This window comes from Pseudomonas sp. DG56-2, from assembly GCF_004803755.1.
In the GTDB taxonomy this organism is placed as follows: Bacteria; Pseudomonadota; Gammaproteobacteria; order Pseudomonadales; family Pseudomonadaceae; genus Aquipseudomonas; species Aquipseudomonas auratipiscis.
This window is the reverse complement of record NZ_CP032311.1, coordinates 3,614,375-3,637,450: the sequence shown is the minus strand read 5'-3', so window position 1 is coordinate 3,637,450 and position 23,076 is coordinate 3,614,375. Positions and strand designations below refer to the sequence as shown.

Here is a 23,076-nt window from a genome sequence, read left to right as displayed (position 1 = left end):
GTAACTCACGACTGAAGATTCAGGCGCGCTGCGCCAATCGCGCCTCGAGCCCGGCAATATGTGCCTGGAGCCGTTCGCGCTCGTGGCGCTCGGCACTGATGTCTTCGAACACGCTGATCAAATGTTCTGGTTCACCATCGTCGCGGCGCTGCAGCGAGGTGCGAGCGCGCACCCAGATGTACTCGCCGCTTTTGTGACGCACGCGTTTTTCCACTTCATAGCGTTCGCTTTCGCCGGTCAGCATGCCCTGTAACAATTGCAGGTTGAGCGCCAGGTCGTCGGGGTGGGTGATCTGCTGGAAGGTCATGGCATACAGCTCTTCGGCGCGGTAGCCGAGTAGCTCGCACAGGCTGTTGTTGACCCGCTGCCAACGCCCATCCGGATCGATATAGGCGAGGGCGCCCCAGGCAAGTTCGAAGATTGCTCGAAAGCGCTCTTCGCTTCTGCGCAAAGCCTGTTCGGCAACTTGGCGTTCGGTATTGTCCATACTGATACCGACCATCTTCACTGAGCGTCCGGCGCTGTCGCGGACCACGGTGGCGCGCGAGGAAATCCAGCGCAGTTCGCCATCGGGGCGGGTAATGCGGAAATCACACTCGCAACCGCTGCCGTCGGCCACTGCCTGGGCGTACATGGCTTGCATGTGCGTGACATCGTCGGGAGGGAGATGCACCCAGAAGTCTTCGTTGCGATGGACCGGCCAGCCATAGACCTGCTCGACGTTTGGCGAGTAGGTCACCTCGTCGCTGATCAGGTTCCATTCCCAGGTGACAATGCGCGCACCTTCCTGGGCCAGCTTCATGCGCGTTTCACTTTCCATGATCTCGGCGGTGTAGCGACGGCGCAGGTCGGTCATCGGCAGTTCGACAACCTGTGGTTGCTGGATGTTCTGCAGGGCTTCTTCGCCGTAGCGTAACCAGATCCAGTTGACCTTGAGGAAGTCGGCCAGCTTGCGCAGATTGTCGTAGTCGATTTCGCCGCCGCGGGTCCATTTGTGCACCGCAGTACGCGATATACCCAGGGCCGTGCCCACGGCTTGCAGGGTCAACTTGTGATGCTCGAGCAGTTCCTTGAGGCGGAAGGCGAAACTGTTTTCCAACATGGGCAGGGTGTCCTGATCTGGGGCCACGAGCCTGCCAGTATACGCAAACCGTCAACTTTGGGTTGACGGCCTCGCTTCCAGCTACACAGCGAAACTGCCCAGCCCTTCCTTGGCGCTACAAACTTGCCGCTTCACAGATCCAGCACCAGGCGCGCCGAGCGTGCGCGCGACACACACAGCATCATGCTTTGCTGCGCCGCTTTTTCAGCGTCGCTCAAGTACTGGTCGAAGTGTTCGGCTTCGCCTTCCAGAATTGCTGTCTCGCAGGTGCCACACACACCTTCTCGGCACAGGCATTCAACTTTGGCAGCTTTGGACTTTTCGATGGCTTGAAGAATGGTCATGCCTTCTTCCACCTGCAGTTCGATACCCGATTGAGCCAGCACTACAGTGAAGGCGGCGCCGGTCACCGGGGCGGCGGCGAACTGTTCCCAGTGCACGCGTTGTTCGGCTATTCCGGCCTTGGCGGCGGTAGCGATGACCGCATCGATCAGCGGTTTGGGGCCGCACACGTACAGGTGCGCCTGCTCATCCAGACCGGCGCACAAAGCAGCCAGGTCGAGCTTGCGATCAAGGCTGTCGATGTAGAAATGGGTATTGCCTGCGTGTGGGCCGCTGGCCAGTTGCGCCTGGAACGCGCCATGCTCCGGGGCGCGGAAGGCATAGTGCAATTCGTAGTTGGCGGCACCGCCTTCGAGCTCGTGCAACTGTGCCAGGAATGGCGTGATGCCAATGCCGCCGGCGATCAGTACATGACGGCCAGCACTGTGGTCCAGGGCGAAGAGGTTGTTCGGCGAAGAGATGGTCAGGCGACTACCAACTTCTACCTGCTGATGCATGAACGCCGAACCACCCTTGGACTGCTCTTCAAGGCGCACGCCGATCTGGTAGCTGCGGGTGTCACGCGGGTCACTCATCAGCGAGTAGGCATTGCTGAATTGGCTGCCGTCGGCACCTTGCATCTGCACGATGACATGGCTGCCACCGGTGAAAGCAGGCATCGGCGCACCATCTTCGCGGGCCAGGGTGAAGCGCTTGATCAGCGGCGTGGCCTGTTCTACTTCGGTTACCTGCACGCTGAACATTTCATATTTGTTGGCCATGTTTCACCTCGACTGCAAGGGCGTGCGGCAGGCCCTGCCGCACCCCGGAACCAGGCGCTCGCTCAGACGGCGAGGCACAGGTATTTGATTTCCAGATAGTCCTCGATGCCGTACTTGGAGCCCTCACGGCCGAGGCCCGATTGTTTGATGCCACCAAACGGCGCGACCTCGTTGGAGATCAGCCCGGTGTTGACCCCGACCATGCCGTACTCCAGCTGCTCGGCAACCTTGAAGACACGGGCGATATCACGGCTGTAGAAGTAGGCCGCGAGGCCGTACTGGGTCGCGTTGGCAAGGGCGACAACTTCTTCGTCAGTGCTGAAACGCACCAGTGCTGCCACAGGGCCGAAGATCTCCTCGTCGAGCAGTTCCATGCCTGGGCCGACATTGGCCAGCACGGTAGGCTCGAAGAAGTTGCCGCCCAGGGCATGAGCCTGGCCGCCAAGTACCAGTTCGGCACCCTTGGCGACGGCGTCGTCGATCAAGCTACGGACTTTAACGACGGCCTTGTCATTGATCAGCGGGCCAATCTGCGTACCCTCGGCGCTGCCATGACCCACACCCAGTTCACGCACGCGCGCGATGAAGCGTTGGCTGAACTGTGCATAGACGCTGTCGTGGATATAGAAGCGGTTGACGCAGACGCACGTTTGCCCGGCGTTGCGGTATTTGGCAATCAGCGCACCTTCAACGGCGGCGTCGATATCGGCATCGGCGAAGACAATGAACGGCGCGTTGCCGCCCAGTTCCAGGCTGACTTTCTTGATGGTTTCAGCGCACTGGCCCATAAGCAGACGGCCTACGGGGGTTGAACCGGTGAAGCTCAGTTTGCGCACTGATGGATGGCCGGTGAACTGCGCGCCAATGGCCGGCGCATCACCGGTTACTACGCTGAAAACGCCAGCCGGCACACCGGCACGTTCGGCCAACTCGACCAGGGCGAGCGCGCAGAACGGGGTTTCGTTGGCTGGCTTGACGACCATGGTGCAGCCAGCGGCCAGGGCCGGGGCGACCTTGCGGGTAATCATTGCGGCGGGGAAATTCCACGGCGTGATTGCAGTGCACACGCCAATGCCTTGCTTGATCACCAGCAGGCGCTTGTCGTTGGCAGGGCTGGGAATCACATCACCGTAAACGCGCTTGCCCTCTTCAGCGAACCACTCGACGAAGGAGGCGGCATAGCGGATCTCACCGAGGGCTTCATGCAGGGGCTTGCCCTGTTCGAAGGTCATCAGGCGAGCCAGGTCTTGCTCGTGTTCAAGCAGCAGCTCGAACCAGCGGCGCAGAATTTGCGCGCGCTCTTTGGCGGTACGTGCACGCCAATCGCCCAGCGCTGCTTCGGCGGCTTCGATGGCGCGCATGGCTTCGGCACCGCCCATCAGCGGTACGCTGCCAAGCAGCTCGCCGTTGGCCGGATCGGTTACCTGCAGGCTGCGCCCGTCATCGGCGTCGCACCAGCGTCCGGCGATGTAGGCTTGCTGGCGGAACAGCTTATTGTCATTGAGTTTCACGCAAGGCACTCCGAAGTCCGCCGCAGGCTGTAGCGCCTGCGGCGGTTGTTATCAATCGTTGAGGTGGGCGACGGCGATCAGGTTGTGGAAGTGGGCAATGCCGTGTTCGCTCATGCCGCTGCGCTCGCGGTCCGCCATGATTCGGCCTTGGCCACGGTAGCCGCGGGACTTCAGACCCTTTTGCACGCTTTCCACCAGGCGCAGGTCTTCTGGACGGAACACTTCGCGGTACCAGTCGATCAGCTTCTGCTGCTCTTCGGTGATGTCTTTGTTGAGGAAGTAAATGTCGTAGTGCTGCAGGGTGGTTTCTGCATCGACCGGGAACTCATAGATCACAGTCATGAAATTCGCTCCTGGCGGCACGTTGAACATGGTGCACGGCCAGGCCCAGAAGCCTGCGAAGGACGGGTCTTTCACACTTTCATCGAACGTGAACGATTGCTCCGACGGTTTTGCCAGACCGTACTGCAGGGTCCAGTTGCCATGCAGGTTGTGGCTGTACTGACCAACGTCCACCGAGTCGGCGAAGCCTGGGTGGGCAGGGGCGCAGTGGTAGCACTCGAGATAGTTGTCGACGATCGACTTCCAGTTGGCCGGCGTGTCGCTGACAAAGCGCGCGGCCAGGTGCAGATCATCGATCACGGCGCACGCTTCACGCATGCGCTTTTGCAGGCCTGGCAGTTGCTCTTCGACCGAGCCTGCTTCCATGTCCATATTGATGAAGATGAAGCCTGCGTACTCTTCGACGCGCAGTTGCACCAGGGTGGAGTTTTCTTTATCGAAGTTCACCACGTTGTCGCAGTTGCGGGCGTGGGCGAGTTCGCCGTCGAGCTTGAAGGTCCAGGCGTGGTAAGGGCAGGTGATGACGTTCTTGGCCTTGCCGCTACCGCTGAGCAGTTGGTGGCCGCGGTGTGGGCAGACGTTGTAGAACGCCCGCAGTACGCTGTCGCGCCCACGCACGACAATGATGCTCTCGCCGATCACTTCACGGGTGATGTAGGCATTGTTCTCGGCCACTTCACTGCGATGGCCAATGCAGATCCAGTTGCGGGCGAAGATGCTTTCTTTCTCGTGTTCGAACACCCCAGCCTGGGTGTAGAAGCTGGCGGGAATAGTGAAAGCCTCTTCGGCGTTGGCGCAGAAATCGGCGGGCAGGCGTTTGAAGTCATTCATTGTGGGGTCTCTCACAAGCTCGGTTTTTTAGTTATTGGTTAACGCGTATCTATCAGTTAACAAGTAAGGCAAAAAAATTTGGCTACTGCCTGCAGGAACGGGGCAGCCCGCTCCTGCAGGGGGCGCTTAGTGCACGGCTGCAGTGCTGCGCGGGGCCAGGTGTTGCGGTTCTTCACCGGCCAGGCGCGCCGCTTCTTCCTCGATGCGGTAGGCCGGAACCTGACCGTAGTCTTCGATCATCCACTTGAAGAAGCCGTAGATCTTCACCAGCAGGATCACCATGAACGGGATCGCGGTCAGCACCACGGCGGTTTTCATGGTTGACAGCGATGCCTTGGCAAACAGCATGGCCAACGGCACCAGGGTCAGCACTACACACCAGAACAAACGATGGGTTGGCGTCGGGTCGTCGCCTTCACGCAGGTTGCGGGTACTGGTTGCAGCTACGGCGTAGGCGGCAGCGTCCATGTGTGAGGCACAGAAAATCGCCATGATGAACAAGTACACGCCAAGGAACACCTGACCCCACGGCAAGGCAAGCAGCAGGTGTGTTACCGCTGATTCCCCGCCTTGTTCACTGAGCATTTTCGGCACATCCACTGCACCGGTAATGAACTGGTGCATGCTGTAGCTTTCCAGGGCGCCGAAGAAGAACCAGCAACCGAAGCTACCGCCAAGCAGCAAAGCCAGTACCACTTCCTTTATCTGCCGGCCACGTGATACGCGGGTCACGAACATTGCCACGCCTGGGGCGTAAGACACCCACCAGAGCCAATAAAACACCGTCCAGTTGCGGGTAAAGGCACCATCGCCGGCCGGGTCGGTGAACAGGCTCATGTGCACGTAGTTCTGGATCATCAAGCCAATCGAGTTGGCGGTGTTGTTGATGGTGAACTGGGTAGGGCCGATCAGCAGCACGACGGCGGCAAATACCAGCGCACCGATGCAGACAATCTTGCTCAAGCGCTGCAGGCCACCATCGATACCGATGTAGGAACTGAGCGAGAACATGATCGCGACAGCACCGATCACCATCAACTGCACAGTGAAGGTATCCGGGGTGCCGGTGAGGTCATGCAAGCCACGGGTCAAGGTCGAGGCGGTCAACGCCAGCGACACCGTCAATGCGCCCATCATGGTCAGCAGGAAGATCAGATCGACACTGCGGCCAACAGGGCCGGTAGCCTTGAAGCCGGTGACTGCCTCAACGATGGAGGCCAGGTTCAAGCCGCTCTTTTTGCGCACATGGAAGTGGTAGGCCATGGCCAGCGATGCCAGGGCGTAGATCGACCAGGCGCTCACACCCCAGTGGAAGAACGAGTAGCTGATGCTGTACTCGAGCGCTTTCGGGCTGGCAGCGGCGATGTTCAGGCCAGGGGTTTGATAGTAGTAGGCCCATTCCATCACACCCCAGTAGAGGGTCGACGAACCCATACCGGCGCAGATAAACATGAACACCCAAGTAGCGGTTGCATACTCGGGTTTGCCACTGCCCAGACGGATATTGCCGTACTTGCTGAAAGCCAGGTACAGCACGGCCAATGAGCTACCGAACACCAGTACCTGGACGCTGGTACCAAAGGTGCGGGTGGACAGTTCGAACAACTGGTTGGCAGCGCTTTCAGCTTCGCTAGGGAAAGCTGCAAGGCCTATTACAGTGAGCAGCACGGCTATCAGACTCACTGTAATCAGGAACACATCAATCTTTTTATTCTTGTGCGACATCATCGTCTCCTGGACGTTGGCGTACTTATCTATACCCGGCAGGCATTTCCGGGGTGTTGCGGTCTCGCTCCTTCCTTGGCTGTTAACCAAAAGTTGACATGAATCTTTTGGTTAACAGATTTTGCATTTAATCCACGCCGCTAGCAAGAGGGTGAGGGCCGGTTTGTCAGACAATTCTGATGGTCGGCCCTGCTTTCTCAGGCTTCGATCAGTGCTGTGATGGCCTGGCCGACTTCCTGGGTCGATTTCTGCCCACCCATGTCTCGCGTGGTGTCACCGGTAGCAATGACCTGTTCGATGGCCTTGAGAATGTCATCGTGGGCTGCGCGATAGCGGGCGTCGGCACCGTCGTTACCGAGGAACTCGAGCATCAGTGCACCGGACCAGATCATTGCGATCGGGTTGGCGATGTTCTGGCCGAAAATGTCCGGCGCCGAGCCGTGCACGGGTTCGAACAGGGATGGGAATTTGCGCTCTGGGTTGAGGTTGGCCGATGGCGCGATTCCAATGGTGCCAGCGCAGGCTGGACCGAGGTCGGAAAGGATGTCGCCGAACAGGTTCGAGGCTACAACGACGTCGAAGCGATCCGGTTGCAACACGAAACGGGCGCAGAGGATATCAATGTGCTGCTTGTCCCAGCTGATTTCCGGATAATTGGCAGCCATGGCGGCGGTGCGCTCATCCCAGTACGGCATGCTCACGGCCATGCCGTTGGACTTGGTCGCCGAGGTGACATGCTTGCGTTCGCGGGTCTGGGCCACATCGAAGGCGTACTTGAGGATGCGATCAACGCCGCGGCGAGTGAACACCGATTCTTGCAGGACAAATTCGTTTTCGGTGCCTTCGAACATGCGCCCGCCCAGGGACGAGTATTCGCCTTCGGTGTTTTCGCGGATAACCACGAAGTCGATATCACCTGGCTCGCGGCCGGCCAGGGGGCAAGGTACGCCCGGGAACAGGCGCACCGGGCGAATGTTTACGTACTGGTCGAAGTCGCGACGGAACTTGAGCAGCGAGCCCCACAAAGAGATGTGATCCGGAACCTTGTCTGGCCAACCCACTGCGCCGAAGTACAGAGCATCGAAATCCTTGAGCTGCTCGAACCAGTCGTCCGGCATCATTTTGCCGTGAGCCAGGTAGTAATCGCAGCTGGCCCACTCGAAGAATTCAAAGCTGATGTCCAGGCCGTGCTTGCGCGCAGCAGCCTCGACCACGCGGATACCTTCGGGGAGAACTTCGATGCCGATGCCGTCACCAGGGATTGCGGCGATTCTGAAAGTCTTGATCATGGGGCGCACTCGTTGTCTAGGGAACAGGTGCCGACCATGCTATAAGGGCTTGATTCAGAGATAATCTCGCCATTCATTGATTCTTAGAACACGAAACGTGAATAATTTTCCTAGCCTCGACGATCTCAATATCTTTCTTCAGGTGGCCAAGCGCGCCAGCTTCGCCGCGGTGGCTGATGAGCTGGGCATGTCGGCGGCCTTTGTCAGCAAGCGCATTCGCGTGCTCGAGCAAACCCTTGAAGTACGCTTGCTGCATCGCACCACTCGCCGGGTGACCATTAGCGAGGAGGGCGAGCGGGTTTACCAATGGGCGCAACAGATTTTCGATGCGGTGCAGCGCATGGGTGACGACATCAGCGCCCAGCACCGCGAGCCGGCAGGACAGTTGCGCATTGCCAGCAGCCTGGGTCTGGGGCGGCGCTTCGTGGCCCCGGCCTTGTCGGAATTGGCCGAGCGGTATCCGCGCCTGGACATAAGGCTGGATGTTCACGACCGCTTGGTGGATTTGATCGAGGAGGGCGTGGACCTGGATATCCGGGTTGGCAACATCATTGCCCCCAACCTGATCGCCAAACCCCTGGCCCGGAACCGCCGGGTGCTGTGTGCCTCACCCGCCTACCTGGCGCGCCGTGGCACGCCCAAAGTGCTGGCCGAGCTGGGCAGCCATGACTGCCTGGTGATCAAGGAACGCGACCACCCCTTTGGTATCTGGCAGTTAGAAGGACCCAATGGTGAGGAGAGCGTCCGGGTGACTGGCAGCTTGTCGAGCAACCATGGCGAAGTAGCTCATCAGTGGTGCCTGGATGGTCGCGGGATATTGCTGCGCTCGTGGTGGGATGTACACGACAGCCTGGAAAACGGGCGACTGGTCCAGGTGCTGGGCGACTATCACCAACCGGCGGATATCTGGGCGGTCTATACCTCGCCGCTGGCAAGCTCGGCAAAGGTGCGCGTGGCGGTGGAGTTCTTCCGACACTACTTTGCCGAGCGCTACAGCCTGCCTGCGCTAGGATGAAGGCGTGGTAAGAGCAGGCCTTGCATAACGCGCGGTCTAAACCAGAAGATCCCGTTCAAACGCAGCGCAGTCCTGGCATTCAACTGCCGACAAGAGCAGCCGGTGTTGCCATTTTTTATGTGCGCGCCACATCAGGCCACGTGCTTCGCCTTGTTCGATGCTGCCTTGCTTGACCACATCCCAGGTTCGATACAGATACCGGGCAAGTTCGGTGATTTCCTTCTGCGGCCAGCAGCAGCCATGCTTTTTCAGCAGTTCCACCATGTTGGCGATGTGGATCGCTTCATGTTCCTGCTCCAGGCCATGCAATGCGGGTATCACATCCATTGCCTGCCAGAGTGCGCTGTAACCCGAGTACTGCTGCTCGATGCCATCGATCATGTCATCCAGGGCGTCCCAGATTTGTACCAGGCTCAGTTCGCTTTCATACAGTGCCTTTTCCCGACTGCGGATTTCCGTCAGCCATTGCTCGGCCAGGCGATAGACGATTGCTTCCTTGTTGGGGAAAAAACGGTAGAGCGATTTGATGTCGATGCCGGAGCGTTCGGCAATGGCATTGGTGTTGAGCTGGGTGATGCCGCCCTCCTTGAGCAGCGCCAACGTTGCTTGTTCGACCTTTTCGATGATCGCCAAGGTCCGCTGTTGCCGCGGCTCGCGGCGCATTCTCAAGTCTTGCGAAGTCATCCAGCCCCCAGCCTTATCGTTCATTGGCCCGCATTTCACATTGACTCGGTCGATGGAGTCAAATCTCGACAATTGACGCTGTTGCGCAACGCTGGTAGAAGAACAAATTACAGTATTTACTGTAATTTAACGGAGAAGGTATGCGCTCAAAACAAAAACAACACCTATCGCTTTCCTCCATCGCCCTGATCGCAGGGGTTGTTGGCTGCGGACAAGCGTTGGCTGCAACCGTCGACAGCGGTAAGAACACGGTGTACCTCAATGGCGAGATCTACACCCAGAATCGCCAGCACCAAAAAGTCGAAGCCATCGCCGTGGCCGATGACAAATTTGTTTATACCGGTAACCGAGAGGGGGCAGAAAGCTTCATCAAGCAAGGCTTTCAGGTCGTCGACCTGGGCGGGAAAATGGTGCTGCCGGGGCTGCATGACAACCATATCCATGTGCTGGGTACGGTCGCGCTGGATGTCTGCGATCTGCAAGGCAAGGCGGTGAATCTCGATCAATTGGCCAGCAAGGTGAAGGAGTGCCTGCCTCGCTACGCGAGTGAGCCGGGTGCCTGGCTTAAGATCGACCAGTGGGTTCCCTATGAAGGCAACGAACCGACGGCCCAATACAAGACCATTCTTGCAGCCCTCGATGCAGTTGCCGAGGGTCATCCGATCATCTTGTCCGGGGTCGACGGCCATGCCACTGCCTATAACTCCAAAGCCTTGAGCATGGCTGAAGACGAGCAGGGCAACAGCGTCGGTTTCAACCCCAAGACGCTGGGCAAGGGCGGTGTGTTCGCCGAGTTGGCGCCTTATGTCAGCCTCGACACCGGGGTGGTACGTGATGCGGCGAAAGAAAAGATCCCGGTGGGCAACTTCGACATGTTCGCGCAAAAACCGGGCGATCCGCGCGGTGAAAAAATCTATGGCGATATCCTTCCGGACGTCGCCAAGGTCATGGCGCAAAGTGGTATCACCAGCATCCAGGATGCGTGTAGCAACGATTTCATCCGTGAACAGTTGGTGAAGATGCAAACGCAGAACCTGCTGAACATGCGGGTCACGGCTGCCACCTGTTTCATTGACGATGACTACAAGGGCAAGGTCGATATTGCCGGTCACTTGAAAAAAGCCCAGGAAGTACGCGCCGCGTTCGCTGACAACCCGCTGATCAAGGCCGATGCGGTGAAGATATTTGCCGATGGTGTGCTTGAAGGCGACTCGTTCAGTAATCCGCCGTTTTCACCCAACGCCGGGATGTTGCATACCTACCAAACCCCCCATCTAAAACTCAATGAGGACACTGGCGCGATCACTGTCAGCGCCGACAGCGAAGATTCCAAGAATAACGGTATCGTCAATTACCGCGATGAGGACTTCAAGAACTACGCCAGTGCACTCGATGCCGATGGTTTCGCCATCCATGTACATAGCATTGGCGACCGTGCCACGCGGGTGGCTCTTGATGCGCTTGAGGCTGCGCGGCAACGCAATGGCAACAGCCATATCCCGCATACCCTTGCCCACTTGCAGGTGATCCATCCGGACGATCAACGCCGCCTCGGCGAACTGGGCGTCTTTTTGACCTATACCTACGCCTGGATCAATCAGCAGCCAGAGTATGACGTGCTGATCACCCCATTTCTGGAGAAGAGTAAAAAGGGCCAGGACATCAACGACCTGCTCTACAACAAAAACAACTACACCTGGAATGCCACCTACCCGGTGCAAAGCTCCTACAAGGCCGGGGCGGTTCTGGTCGCGGGCAGTGATGCGCCAGTCGACTCGCGCGACCCGCGTCCATTCATGAATATCGCTGCCGGTATCACCCGCGCCATTCCTGGTGAGCCCGCCTACAACGCGGAGCAGTCGGCCACGTTGGAGCAGATGCTGGACGCTTACACCATCAACGGCGCTCGAGCGGTTCGCCAAGACAAAATTATCGGCTCGATTGAACCGGGTAAGTCAGCCGATTTCATTGTGTTAGATCGCAACCTGTTCAGTTTGGTCGAGCAGGGCAAACCCGAACAAATCGCCGATACCAAAGTTGTGCAGACCGTATTCCGTGGACAGACGATCTACACCAACTGACGCGTATCGAGCAGTCGTTGTCTGAAAGGGGTCATTTACGGCCCCTTTTTCTTTGACAGCGCAGCCATCGGCGAAACGCGCAACCTCCCCATTTTTCGAGAGACGGGCAGGGTAGTGCGCAGGGGATGTGAAAAATTCGTCAACAAACAGGCCGCCAAGGCTTTTTATTTGCGACACATTCTGACAAGCTAATGATAACGATTATCAAAAGTAATCGTATTTGCTGTTTCCGAGCCGGGCAACAGCCGTTTCAATCCGCAGTCTGACCTACCCGTTACGCCTGCCTCTGAGACACCCGCGCACCCCAATCGCTGAATTACACACCTGCAAATGTAAGGAGAAGTCTGCGTGCACCCTTTTTGGCCCCGCGCCCTCGCTGTTGCTGTCTCACTGGCAAGCGCCGCCCCCTTCGCTGTTGCCCAGGAACCGATCGCGGTTGCTTCGACTGACGACAAACCTGCCGCCCAGGCCGGTGATGGCGAAACGATGATCCTTGATGCCTTGAGCATCAACTCCACTGGCTTGGGTCAGACCACCGAAGGTACAGGCTCGTATACCACTGGCGCCATGCAGACCGCTACCAAGCTGCCCCTGACCATGCGTGAAACCCCGCAGGCGGTGACGGTGATTACCCGCCAGCGCATGGACGATCAGGCCATGACCAGTGTCAATGACGTGGTCAAGGCGACCCCCGGCCTGTTCCTCAGCCAGTCCAGCGGTCCGGGGCGGCAAACCTATAGCGCTCGCGGTTTCGACATCGATAACATCATGTACGACGGCCTGCCGACGTCCTATTCGGGGTGGGGGGTAGGTGTACAGCCGAACCTGGCGATGTTTGATCGGGTCGAGATTATTCGTGGGGCAACCGGCTTGATCACCGGTAGCGGTAACCCTTCGGCGGCGATCAACATGGTGCGCAAACGCCCGACTGCCGATCAGCAAGTGACCTTGACCGGGGCTACCGGCAGTTGGGATGACAACCGAGGTGAAATCGATGCCTCCAGCCCGCTGAACGAAAGCGGCACCCTGCGCGGTCGAGTTGTAGGCTCGTACCGCGATGCCGACACCTTCCGCGACAAGGAGAACAGTGATCACGGCGTGTTCTATGCCGTGGGCGAGGCAGACCTGAGTGAAGACACCACCGCAACCTTGGGCTTTTCCCGTCAGCATGACCGGACCAACTTTTTCTGGGGCGGCCTGCCAATCGGCACCAACGGTCATCATTTGGATCTGCCACGCTCCACGTATCCAGGCACCGATTGGGAAGACAAGACCCAAGACATCAATACCGTGTTTGGCGAAGTCAAACATCGCTTTGCCAACGATTGGGAACTGCACCTGGCGGCTTCCCAAGCGACGCAGAAAGCACTGTTCTCCGGCACCTATCTGTCACGCTACAGCGGCCCGCTGGCAACCACCGCCTGGCAAGCGCGCTACGATGAAGTCAAAACGGCCTATGACGTATTTGCCAGTGGCCCGGTTGAAGCATTCGGCCGCAGCCATGAAGTGGTCATCGGCACCAGCAGCCGTCAGTCCGACGTGACCACGCACAACTACAGCCCCTATGTGTTCAGCCTGCCAATCGGTGCGCCGAAGCCGAACTTTGTGCGCACCAACGACGATCATGAAGTCACCACGCAGAAGGGGGTTTACCTGACCACCCGACTGAGCCTGGCCGACCCGCTCACCTTGATTCTCGGTGGTCGCCTGGACTGGTATGACTATGACAACAGGCCAGAGGTCGTTGACCCGCAAGCCGGCGATGGCGACTACAAAGTCACCCGTAACGTTACGCGTTATGGCGGTCTGATCTACGACATCAACGACACCTACTCGGTGTATGCCAGCTACACAGATATTTTCACGCCGCAAACCGAGAAAGACCTGTCGCGCAGCGTGCTCAAGCCGATCGTCGGCGAAAACTACGAAATTGGCATCAAGGGCGAATACTTCGAGGGCGCCCTCAACGCCAGTCTGGCGGTATTCCAGGTCGATCAGTTGAACCGCGCTGTACAAGTGGATAATCCGGTCGGTTGCCCGAAGCTCGACTGCTACCAGGCCGCTGGCAAGGTGCGCAGCCAAGGGTTTGATCTGGAGTTGCAAGGTGCGTTGACCGAGCAATGGCAGGTGGGTGCCGGTTACACCTATACCCGTGCCCATTACATCAAGGACCAGGATCCGTCCAAAGAGAACCAGGCCGTTCTCCCGGAACAGCCCGAGCACCTGTTCAAAGTGTCGACTCTCTACCGTTTCAAGGGACCATTGGAAAAGCTGCGTATCGGCGGCAATGTCTACTGGCAAAGCCGTATGTATAACGATGTGGATGTCACCGGGGGAAGCTATCGGGTCGAACAAGGCAGTTACGCAGTTACCGACCTGATGGCCGGCTATGAGGTGAACAAACATCTAGACCTGCAGCTCAACGCCAACAATGTCTTCGATCGCGTCTACTACTCAGCGATTGGTTCCGACGTGACCTGGGGCTCCACCGATACCTACGGTAATCCGCGTAACTACATGCTGACTGCCAAGTACAAATTCTAAGTCGCTAAACCTGTAACCCCCAGCACCTGATAATCGCAGAAGAAAAACGGCGAGCGTGAAAGGACTCACCTTGCTCACCGTCGAGTGCAATGCTGCTTCAGCCCTTGAGTGCGGCTTCAATCCCCGCAATATCTATCTTGCCCATTTCCATCATCGCCTCGAAGGCGCGCTTGGCCGCTGCCCGATCGATATGGGTGATTGCCTGGGTCAGAATTCGCGGTGTGATCTGCCATGAAATACCCCACTTGTCCCTGCACCAACCACAGACACTTTCCTCGCCGCCATTGCTGACAATCGCATTCCAGAAACGATCGGTTTCGGCCTGGTCGTCGGTCGCTACTTGGAAGGAGAACGCTTCGCTGTGTTTGAATGTGGGGCCTCCATTCAGGCCCAGGCAGGGAATGCCCATTACCGTGAACTCTACGGTCAACACATCACCGGTCTTACCCGAAGGGTAATCGCCTGGGGCGTGGTTCACGGCGACCACGGCGCTGTCGGGGAAGGTCTGGGCGTAGAATTGCGCAGCGTCCAACGCCGTGCCGTCGAACCACAGGCATATTGTATTTTTACGGGTCATCGTCGGTCTCCGAAAACCGGGACTGGGACAATCAGTGTAGCCCTATGCGTTGGCCGGGCTTCCTTGCCCGGTTTGCGATCAATCGCTGCAACCCCTGCTCGGGGCTGATTGCGTCTCGAGGTGTTGGAGGTGTCGAGGTTTTCTCGGCTGCCGTGGCAACTTTGCCTGGCGCGGTTTCAAGCGGGAAACACCAAACAGCACCAGGGCCAGGCCGATAATCTGGTAGATCGAAACCTCTTCGCTCAGCACTGCCCAGGACGCAAACACCGTCAACACCGGCCCCAGGTTTCCGACGGCAGCAGTATGCGTAGCGCCCATGCGCTGGATCGCCAGCGCCACCCAATAGATAGGCAACACGGTGGAGACCAGGGCCATCAAGGCGGCATACACCCACACCGAACCCGGCAATTGCCAGAGCACGCTGAAATCGGCAACCAACAGGTAATGCACCAGAACCATCACCGCCGAAGCGCCGCCAGCCAATCCGGCCAGGCGCATGGAGCTCATGCGCTTGAGCATGATGCCGGTGCCCGAGTAATACAGCGCATAGGTCACCGCACTCGCAAACACCCACGCCGCGCCTAGCATCACCTGACCACCCAGGCCGGCAACGCTGACGTCATGCACGAAGGCGATGCCCAGGCCCAAATAGCACAAACCCATCGCCGCCAGCGTGCGCAGGGTAGGGCGCTCTCGCAGGGCAATGGCTTGAAAGATCAATACCAGGGTCGGGTAAATGAACAGAATCAGCCGCTCGAGGCCGGCGCTGATGTACTGCAGACCATAGAAGTCGAACAAGCTCGCCAGGTAATAGCCGAACAGCCCCAAGAGCATCACCCGCACACCATCACCGAGACCCAGCGGTGCATTGCTTGGGCCGCGGCTGGCCCATACCAGCCAGGCAAACAGTGGCAGAGACAGCCCCATGCGCATGGCCAACAGGGTGATTGCATCCACCTGGCTGTCGGCGTAGGACAGCTTGACGAAAATAGCCTTGAGGCTGAAACCCAATGCCGACAACACCGCAAACAGGCTGCCGTTCTGGACACAACGCTGGAACAACCCACGCAAACGATTCATTGGCGACCTGATAAAGAAAGGTTCATTGGGGTTATTCTAAAGTGAACGCCGGTGGCGCAGAATCGCATTTCTACGAACGTGGCCTTCGCCAAAAGAGAAACCTTGTGCACTTTGATCTTGCTGATTTGCGCCTGCTCACGGCCATTTCCACTTCCGGCAGCTTGAGCAAGGCCGCCGCCAGCATCCCGGTTGCCGTCTCAGCCGCCAGCACGCGACTGCGCCTGCTGGAAGCGCGCTGTGGCGTCATCCTGTTCACCCGCAAGGCCGACGGCATGCAGCTCACCCCGGCCGGCCGCCTGGTGCTGGAAGCGGCCGGCAGCGTGCTGGCCGAAGCGCAAAAGCTGCAAGACACACTCAAGGAACTTGCCGGACAGCGCCGTATCACTTTGCGGCTGGCCGCAACCACCGTGACCACCAGCAGTCTGTTACCTGCGGTGCTGGGAAAGTTTCTTGCCGACTATCCCGAGGTTGACTTGCAGTTGAGCGAATTCAGAAGCGCGGACGTGATGCGTGCGGTGCTTTCTGGTGAATGCGAGATAGGTGTGTTTGATGGCAGTGTCATCAGCGATGGGGTGATGTCATTGCCCTTTTGCAATGAACGCTTGGTGATGCTGGTGCCTCATGAGCACCCTCTGGCCGAGCGCGAGCAGACCCGCTTGCGCGACGCCCTGGGCTATCCCTTCATCGGCATGCCGGCCGAGCGGGCCATGCAGCGCTTTGTCGAAGAGCGGGCCATCAAGGAAGCCATGCCCCTGCATATTCGCGTGCGTGCGCCGAGCTTCGAAGCCATCGCCCAATTGGTTGCCCAACGGGCTGGTATTGCCATGCTGCCGCAGGCCATTGCGCTGCGCATGGAGCAGGAGCTGCCGGTACGCATGGTATTACTCGAAGAGGGGTGGGCCACCCTTGAACTGCGCTTGTGCATTCGGGGATGGGCGTCGCTCAGCAGTCACGGTCGTCAGTTAGTCAACTTTTTGTCTGGGCGTAGTGATTGAGTGCAAAGGTCGGTGCGGTCAGGGCTAGGTGCTGGCGCTTCTTTTACTAGGAATGCAAAGAATGCCGTACCGCTTGTCGGTGTCCGTCTGGCTGTGTCGAAACAGTGCGCTGTGAATCGACTACTGCATAGATCGAACGGATCGCTTCGATCCCTGTACAGGAGAACACGCTATGTCTTATGTCGATGGTTTTGTGATCGCCGTACCTACTGCCAATCGGGAGCAATTCAAGCAGCATGCCGAGGAAGCGGCGGTGGTGTTCAAGGAGTGCGGCGCCCAGCGCGTTATTGAGTGCTGGGGGGATGATGTACCTGACGGCAAACTGACTTCGTTTCCGATGGCGGTCAAATGCAAACCAGATGAAACCGTGGTGTTTTCCTGGATTCTATGGCCGTCTCGACAGGTGCGTGATGCCGGGATGAAGAAAATGATGGAAGACCCGCGCCTGCAGCCGGACAAGAATCCGATGCCGTTTGATGGGCAGCGGATGATCTTTGGTGGCTTCAACATTTTGGTGGATGTGTAGCAATGCCGGTGCAAGGCACTGACGGTGGGGAACAGCAGAATGAGGGTAAACAGCTACAGCAACCAGAACATTCCAGTACGGACTCTAGTGCCTAAATTGGCCTGAGTTCGACTACAGAACGGTGATTGTTTCAGCGCCCCTCATGCTGACGCCGGTAAGCGCCCGGCTGTACACCCATGGCCTTGCCAAAGGCGCGGGTAAAAGCCGCAATAGATTGATAGCCCACGCTAGCGCATACCTGTTCGACGGTGTTGTGAGCCTTGAGCAATTGGCAGGCATGGCGCATGCGCAGCGCCAGCAACACTTGTCCAGGCGATTGCCCGGCCAGTTCGCTGAAACGCTTGAAGAAGGCCGAGCGCGACAGGCCGGTGCAGGCTGCCATGCTTTCCAGCGGCCAGGGCTGCTCCGGGTGTGCGATCAGTTGCTCTACCAGCGCAGCGAACTGCGGGTGGCGCGCCAGGGTTACCAGACCGGCCATTGGCAGATCAGCTTGGACTTGCTGGCGCAGCACATAGAGAAACAGCAAATGACTCAGGCGTTCGAGTAAGGCCGAGGAGGGCGCGGGCTGGCGCTGGCATTCAGCGAGGATCAGCTCGAACAGAGCGGTTGCGGCGCTCAACGCCGGGTCCCCGGCACGCAGGATAATCCAGTCGGGCAGGCCGTCGATGATCAGCGACGAGAGCCCAGGCTGAAAGTGAAAGAATCCGCACACCAATCCCACGCCGTCGTTGGCCCCGCTGTCCAGCGGCAGCATGGCCATGCGCGGTTGCTGCAGTGCCAGTTCGCAGTCGCCAGTGCCAGAAAGCCGGTATTCAAGGTCGCGCAGCAGGAACACGGCATCACCGGCCTCAAGGGCCAAGGCCTGGGGCTGACTGGCGATATGCAGCCAGCAATGTCCCTGCACCACAAGGTGAAAGCTGGCCCGTGCCAAGCCATGGGTGCTGGCGTGCCAGCCACCGCAGTAGCGCCCGACATGGAACAGGCTGGCGTCTAGCTCAAGGCTTTCTAATAACCAATCGACAACAGGGCTGGATGAAATCATCTAATGGAAAGACTCAGGAGCAAGTAATAGCGACTCTAGAATATGGAAGGTATTTCTTATAACCAACAGACTTGTGCGACACCCTAGTATGCAGGAGACCACACCATGTCGCGCGTTACTCTACACACGCTGCAAAGCGCCCCTGAAGCTGCTCGCCCTTTTCTAGAAAATGCCCAGAAAAATTCCGGCTTCATTCCCAACCTGCTGGGCGTATTGGCCAATGCCCCGGCCGCGCTGGAAACCTACGTTACCGTTTCTGCCCTCAACGGCAAGGCTGAACTGAATCTGGCCGAGCGCGAAGTGGTGCAACTGGTGGCGGCCACCAATCACGGTTGCGACTTCTGCGTGGCCGGCCATACGGCTGTCGCCCTGAACAAGGCCAAACTGCCGCAAGAGGTGGTCGACGCCCTGCGCGCCCGTGGCGAACTGCCGCAGGAAAAACTCGAAGCCCTGGCCGCGTTCACCCGTGAAGTTATCGCTACCCGCGGCAATGTGAGTGATGCCGCGTACAGCGCTTTTCGCGACGCTGGTTATGGTGAAGGCCACGCTCTGGAGGTGATTCTCGGCGTGAGCCTCGCCACCCTGTGCAACTTTGCTAATGTGTTTGCCCAGACGCCGCTCAATGATGAGCTGAGCAAGTACCGCTGGCAGCCTTCGGCATAACGATCCCTGGGCGCCGGCGCAGGCTGGCGCTTTTTTTAAAGGAGTAAACGACATGCTCGATCCTGCATTGGTCACGTGGCTGGATGCACAGGCCGAAGCCCTCGATCTGGGGCACTGCGATCCGCAGGAAGTGCTGGGGCAACTGGCGGCAGCACAGGTGTTGCGTGTTGGCATTGATCCAGCCCAGGGCGGCAGCGCTGGCTCGGTGGCCGACGCGGTGGAAGCCGTCGCCAATGTGGCTAGCCATTCACTGGCTGCAGCCTTTGTGTTCTGGGGTCAGCGCGCCTTCATCGAATACCTGTTGCACAGTCCCAACAGCACCTTGCGCGAGCGTCTGCTGCCAGGCCTGCTCAGCGGCGAACTGGCGGGCGCTACCGGACTGTCCAACGCCATGAAGTATCTATCCGGTATTGAAGCATTACAGGTCAGGGGGCTTGCCGATGAGCAGGGCTGGACCCTTGAGGGTCGCTTGCATTGGGTGACCAACCTGCGCAAAGGTGGCTTTGTAGTGGCTGCGGCGATTGAACAAGAGGGCGCTTCCCCCTTCGTATTGGCCATCCCCGACACCGCAGCCGGGCTTTCGCGCTCGGATGACCTGCAATTGATGGGGCTGCAATCGAGCAATACCGCGGCCTTGAACTTCGAACAGGTAGCCATCAGCAGCGACTGGCTGTTGCATGAGAATGCCAGGCAGTTTCTACCGGCGGTTCGTCCTTCGTTCCTGGGCCTGCAATGTGGCATGGCCGTCGGCTTGGCACGGCGGTCGTTACGTGAAGTTGAGGCGCATCTGCAGGGCACGCGTTCGCTTCTCGGCGAGACCTTGAGTGTGCTGCAGGAGCGCCTGGAAAACACCGTTGCCGAGTTGAAAAATGGCTTGCTCGATGGGCGCTTCCAGGATCAGCCAGCGGCATTGTTCAAGGTGCGCATCACCCTGGCTGAAACAGCCGCTGATGCCGTACAGCTTGAGTTGCAGGCCAGCGGTGGCAAGGCTTACTTGAGTGCGTATGGTGCAGGTTTCGCGCGGCGTTGGCGTGAGTCGGCATTCGTGCCGATCGTTACCCCAAGCCTTGTGCAGCTGCGTGCCGAACTGCAGCGCCAGGCGTCGGCGGTATGACCCAAGTATTGCTCGAAGCCCGCGCAATCAGCCTTGGTTATCCGCGTGAGCAAGGCTGGCAAAGTGTGCTGGAGGACTTCGACCTGCAACTGGCACCGGGTGAGGTGATCACCCTTCTCGGCCCCAGTGGTGTCGGCAAGTCGAGCCTGCTGCGGGTGCTGGCTGGGCTGCAGCAGGCGCGCAGTGGCAGTGTCAGCCTGTTGGGTGAACCGCTGCACGGGCCGCACCCACGGTTGGCCGTAGCCTTTCAGGACCCCAGCCTGTTGCCTTGGCTGAGCCTGGAAAAGAATGTCGCCTTCGGCCTGGATTTCGCCCGGCAACCGAAGGTTACTGCCAGCGAGCGGCGCACGCGGATCGACCAGGCCATTGAAGCAGTGGGTTTGCAGCATGCCCGCGAACAGTATCCGGCGCAGCTTTCCGGTGGCATGGCCCAGCGCACCGCGCTGGCCCGTTGCCTGGCGCGACAACCGCAAGTACTGCTGCTCGATGAACCTTTCGGTGCCCTCGATGAAGTGACGCGCGCCGACATGCAACAACTGCTGCTGCAACTGATCGCCCAGCACAATACTGCGGCGATCCTGATTACCCACGATATCGACGAAGCCTTGCTGCTGTCCGATCGCGTGCTGCTACTGGGCAACCACCCGGCGCGCACCCTCGGCCAATGGCACATCGACCTGCCGCAACCTCGCGAGCAGCGGGTCGAGGAACTGGGCGCGTTGCGTATCGACATCCTCAAAACCCTTCGGCGGGCCAGCCGCACACCTGAACCTACTCCTGAACCTTTGCCGCTGCCGTCGGAGACTGCCCATGTGCCTGGACGACTTCACCCACACTCGTCGTGACTTCATCAAACTCAGCGCCTTGCTGACTGCTGGCGGTGCCATGCCGCTGCTGAGCAGCCTGCAGGCACGGGCGGCCAGCGATCCGGATGCGCCAGTGCGTATCGGCTACTTGCCCATCACCGATGCCACCCCTTTGCTGGTGGCGCACAACAACGGCCTGTTCGAGGCCGAGGGCATCAAGGCCGAGCGGCCGGTGCTGTTGCGCAGTTGGGCACAGGTGATCGAGGCGTTCATTTCTGGTCAGGTCAACGTGATTCACCTGCTGTCGCCGATGACCGTATGGGCGCGCTATGGCAGTAAGGTGCCGGCCAAGGTGGTGGCCTGGAACCATGTCGGTGGCTCGGGTCTGACCGTGGCCCCGAATATTACCGAGGTCAAGCAACTCGGCGGGCAAACCGTAGCGATTCCGTTCTGGTATTCGATTCACAACGTTGTGGTGCAGCAGCTGTTCCGTGATCACGGCCTGACCCCGGTGTCGAAACCGACCAGCGCCGAGCTTGCGGCCAACGAGGTGAACCTGGTGGTGCTGCCGCCGTCGGATATGCCGCCGGCATTGGCCAGCAAGCGTATTGCCGGCTACATCGTCGCCGAGCCCTTCAACGCCCTGGCCGAAGACCTCAAGGTGGGTCGGGTGCAGCGCTTTACCGGTGACATCTGGCGCAATCACGCCTGTTGCGTTGTGTTCATGCACGAGCATGACCTCAACAACCGCCCGGAGTGGTCGCAGAAGGTCGTCAACGCCATTGTCAAAGCCCAGCTGTGGACGCGGGATCATCGCGCCGAAGCAGCGGCGCTGTTGTCCAAGGCGGGTCCCAACCGCTATACCCCACACACGCCGCAGGTGCTCAGCCAGGTGTTGGCACCGTCTGCCGAAGCGCGGGCCCGCTATATCGCCAGTGGTGCAATTGAACATGCGCAGTGGGACGAAAAACGCATCGACTTCCAGCCCTATCCCTTCCCCAGTTATACCGAGGAATTGGTGCGGCGCTTGCAGAACACTTTGATTGAAGGTGACAAGGGCTTTCTCGCCGGTCTTGATCCGCAGCAGACTGCCCGCGACCTGGTGGATGACCGCTTCGTGCGCAACAGCATCGAGGCGGTCGGTGGACTGAAGGCTTTCGGTTTACCGGACAGCTTCGAGCGTAACGAGGAGTTCGCAATCTGATGGGTAAGCATCTATTGCATGGTGCGCTGGGTGCGGGCGGTTTGCTCGGGTTATTGCTGCTGTGGTGGTTGGGTGTGCACCTGTTTGGCGAAGTCGATGGCCTGTCGGCGCGGTTCTCGCCCCAGACTACACTCGCCAGCCTGGTCGAGCTGCTGGGGCAGGGCGAGGTCTACGAGCATGTGTGGGTCAGCCTCAAGCGTATTCTGGTGGGCTTGGCGTTGGCGTTGCTGATCGGTGTGCCGCTGGGTTTGTTGGTGGGCAGTTATCGCCACCTTGAGTCGGCCACTACGCCCGCGTTCCAGTTCCTGCGCATGATCTCGCCGCTGTCGTGGATGCCTGTGGTGGTGATGTTGATGGGGGTGGGCGATCAGCCGATCTACTTCCTCCTGGCCTTTGCTGCGTTATGGCCGATTCTGCTCAATACTGCCGCCGGTGTGCGCCAACTCGATCCGCGCTGGCTGCAACTGAGCCGTAGCCTCAGTGCCACCCGCTGGGAGACGTTGTGTAAGGTGATTATCCCGGGCGTTATTGGCCATGTGCTTACCGGGGTGCGCCTGGCGATCGGTATTCTGTGGATCGTGCTGGTGCCATGCGAAATGCTCGGGGTGAGTGCCGGCCTGGGCTACTTCATTCTCGATACCCGGGATCGCCTGGCGTACTCGGAGTTGATGGCCATGGTGCTGCTTATCGGGGTGCTGGGGTTCATGCTTGATGCCTTGGCCCGCGGCTTGCACCGGCGCTGGGTCCATGCCTGAGCGGTAGGCAATGTGTGATGGGTAGCGGGGCAAGTTCACCTTGGGCGCATCGGTTCGGCGCGTCAGAGGCGGGCTTGCCCCGCGTTT

At 59.0% G+C, this 23,076-nt stretch carries 20 protein-coding genes; 10 read left to right on the top strand and 10 right to left on the bottom strand.

Annotated features, from left to right (window positions below; all coding sequences use genetic code 11):
• Window positions 1-19: 19 nt before the first annotated feature.
• From D3Z90_RS16430 to D3Z90_RS16405, 6 genes are all read right to left on the bottom strand, one after another.
• Window positions 20-1,102, bottom strand: coding sequence for a PAS domain-containing protein (locus D3Z90_RS16430; RefSeq protein WP_136477066.1), 1,083 nt, complete (start codon window positions 1,100-1,102; stop codon window positions 20-22).
• A 131-nt stretch (window positions 1,103-1,233) separates the two neighbouring features.
• The gene (locus D3Z90_RS16425) at window positions 1,234-2,205 is read right to left on the bottom strand and encodes a PDR/VanB family oxidoreductase (RefSeq protein WP_136477065.1); all 972 of its coding nucleotides are present in this window, start codon (window positions 2,203-2,205) and stop codon (window positions 1,234-1,236) included.
• A gap of 62 nt (window positions 2,206-2,267) precedes the next feature.
• Window positions 2,268-3,716, bottom strand: coding sequence for an NAD-dependent succinate-semialdehyde dehydrogenase (locus tag D3Z90_RS16420; RefSeq protein ID WP_136477064.1), 1,449 nt, complete (start codon window positions 3,714-3,716; stop codon window positions 2,268-2,270).
• Between the two features lie 51 nt (window positions 3,717-3,767).
• A complete protein-coding gene (locus D3Z90_RS16415; RefSeq protein WP_136477063.1) occupies window positions 3,768-4,889 on the bottom strand; it encodes an aromatic ring-hydroxylating dioxygenase subunit alpha in 1,122 nt (373 codons plus the stop codon).
• Between the two features lie 126 nt (window positions 4,890-5,015).
• Window positions 5,016-6,614 (bottom strand): BCCT family transporter, encoded by a 1,599-nt coding sequence (locus D3Z90_RS16410; protein WP_136477062.1) that lies wholly within the window; start codon window positions 6,612-6,614, stop codon window positions 5,016-5,018.
• A 197-nt stretch (window positions 6,615-6,811) separates the two neighbouring features.
• Window positions 6,812-7,903, bottom strand: a complete 1,092-nt coding sequence (locus D3Z90_RS16405; protein ID WP_136477061.1) for a tartrate dehydrogenase — start codon at window positions 7,901-7,903, stop codon at window positions 6,812-6,814.
• Between the two features lie 97 nt (window positions 7,904-8,000).
• Here D3Z90_RS16405 and D3Z90_RS16400 point away from each other — a divergent pair, with 97 nt between their 5' ends.
• A complete protein-coding gene (locus tag D3Z90_RS16400; RefSeq protein ID WP_136477060.1) occupies window positions 8,001-8,918 on the top strand; it encodes a LysR substrate-binding domain-containing protein in 918 nt (305 codons plus the stop codon).
• 36 nt (window positions 8,919-8,954) lie between these two features.
• Here D3Z90_RS16400 and D3Z90_RS16395 read toward each other — a convergent pair whose 3' ends face one another.
• Window positions 8,955-9,602: a TetR/AcrR family transcriptional regulator gene (locus D3Z90_RS16395; protein WP_168198479.1), complete on the bottom strand. Its 648-nt coding sequence runs from the start codon at window positions 9,600-9,602 to the stop codon at window positions 8,955-8,957.
• Window positions 9,603-9,742: 140 nt separating this feature from the next.
• Between D3Z90_RS16395 and D3Z90_RS16390 the strand changes: the two genes are divergently transcribed.
• Window positions 9,743-11,683 carry an amidohydrolase gene (locus tag D3Z90_RS16390; RefSeq protein ID WP_136477058.1) on the top strand — a complete coding sequence of 647 codons (1,941 nt, stop codon included), beginning with the start codon at window positions 9,743-9,745 and terminating at the stop codon, window positions 11,681-11,683.
• Window positions 11,684-12,112: 429 nt separating this feature from the next.
• Window positions 12,113-14,227, top strand: coding sequence for a TonB-dependent siderophore receptor (locus tag D3Z90_RS16385; RefSeq protein ID WP_256658389.1), 2,115 nt, complete (start codon window positions 12,113-12,115; stop codon window positions 14,225-14,227).
• A gap of 97 nt (window positions 14,228-14,324) precedes the next feature.
• Here D3Z90_RS16385 and D3Z90_RS16380 read toward each other — a convergent pair whose 3' ends face one another.
• Both D3Z90_RS16380 and D3Z90_RS16375 read right to left on the bottom strand, forming a co-directional pair.
• Window positions 14,325-14,804 carry a VOC family protein gene (locus D3Z90_RS16380; RefSeq protein ID WP_136477057.1) on the bottom strand — a complete coding sequence of 160 codons (480 nt, stop codon included), beginning with the start codon at window positions 14,802-14,804 and terminating at the stop codon, window positions 14,325-14,327.
• A 78-nt stretch (window positions 14,805-14,882) separates the two neighbouring features.
• Entirely contained in the window at window positions 14,883-15,884 is a 1,002-nt protein-coding gene (locus D3Z90_RS16375) for a DMT family transporter (RefSeq protein WP_136477056.1), read from the bottom strand.
• A 104-nt stretch (window positions 15,885-15,988) separates the two neighbouring features.
• On the opposite strand from D3Z90_RS16375, the gene D3Z90_RS16370 reads away from it, so the two are divergent.
• Together D3Z90_RS16370 and D3Z90_RS16365 are read left to right on the top strand one after the other, a co-directional pair.
• Window positions 15,989-16,879 (top strand): LysR substrate-binding domain-containing protein, encoded by an 891-nt coding sequence (locus D3Z90_RS16370; protein ID WP_136477055.1) that lies wholly within the window; start codon window positions 15,989-15,991, stop codon window positions 16,877-16,879.
• 172 nt (window positions 16,880-17,051) lie between these two features.
• Window positions 17,052-17,405: a DUF1428 domain-containing protein gene (locus D3Z90_RS16365; RefSeq protein WP_136477054.1), complete on the top strand. Its 354-nt coding sequence runs from the start codon at window positions 17,052-17,054 to the stop codon at window positions 17,403-17,405.
• Window positions 17,406-17,535: 130 nt separating this feature from the next.
• On the opposite strand, the gene D3Z90_RS16360 is transcribed toward D3Z90_RS16365, so the two are convergent.
• Complete coding sequence (locus D3Z90_RS16360) at window positions 17,536-18,447, bottom strand: AraC family transcriptional regulator (protein ID WP_136477053.1); 912 nt, start codon at window positions 18,445-18,447, stop codon at window positions 17,536-17,538.
• A gap of 105 nt (window positions 18,448-18,552) precedes the next feature.
• On the opposite strand from D3Z90_RS16360, the gene D3Z90_RS16355 reads away from it, so the two are divergent.
• The 5 genes from D3Z90_RS16355 to D3Z90_RS16335 are packed head-to-tail and all read left to right on the top strand — an operon-like array spanning window position 18,553 to window position 22,989.
• Entirely contained in the window at window positions 18,553-19,110 is a 558-nt protein-coding gene (locus tag D3Z90_RS16355) for a carboxymuconolactone decarboxylase family protein (RefSeq protein ID WP_136477052.1), read from the top strand.
• A 52-nt stretch (window positions 19,111-19,162) separates the two neighbouring features.
• Window positions 19,163-20,224 (top strand): acyl-CoA dehydrogenase family protein, encoded by a 1,062-nt coding sequence (locus D3Z90_RS16350; protein ID WP_136477051.1) that lies wholly within the window; start codon window positions 19,163-19,165, stop codon window positions 20,222-20,224.
• Entirely contained in the window at window positions 20,221-21,069 is an 849-nt protein-coding gene (locus D3Z90_RS16345) for an ABC transporter ATP-binding protein (RefSeq protein WP_136477050.1), read from the top strand. The genes D3Z90_RS16350 and D3Z90_RS16345 overlap by 4 nt, the downstream gene beginning before the upstream one ends.
• On the top strand, window positions 21,035-22,234 hold the full coding sequence (locus D3Z90_RS16340) for an ABC transporter substrate-binding protein (protein WP_136477049.1): 1,200 nt from the start codon (window positions 21,035-21,037) through the stop codon (window positions 22,232-22,234). Before D3Z90_RS16345 ends, D3Z90_RS16340 begins: the two co-directional genes overlap by 35 nt.
• A complete protein-coding gene (locus tag D3Z90_RS16335; protein ID WP_136477048.1) occupies window positions 22,234-22,989 on the top strand; it encodes an ABC transporter permease in 756 nt (251 codons plus the stop codon). The genes D3Z90_RS16340 and D3Z90_RS16335 overlap by 1 nt, the downstream gene beginning before the upstream one ends.
• Window positions 22,990-23,076 lie beyond the last annotated feature (87 nt).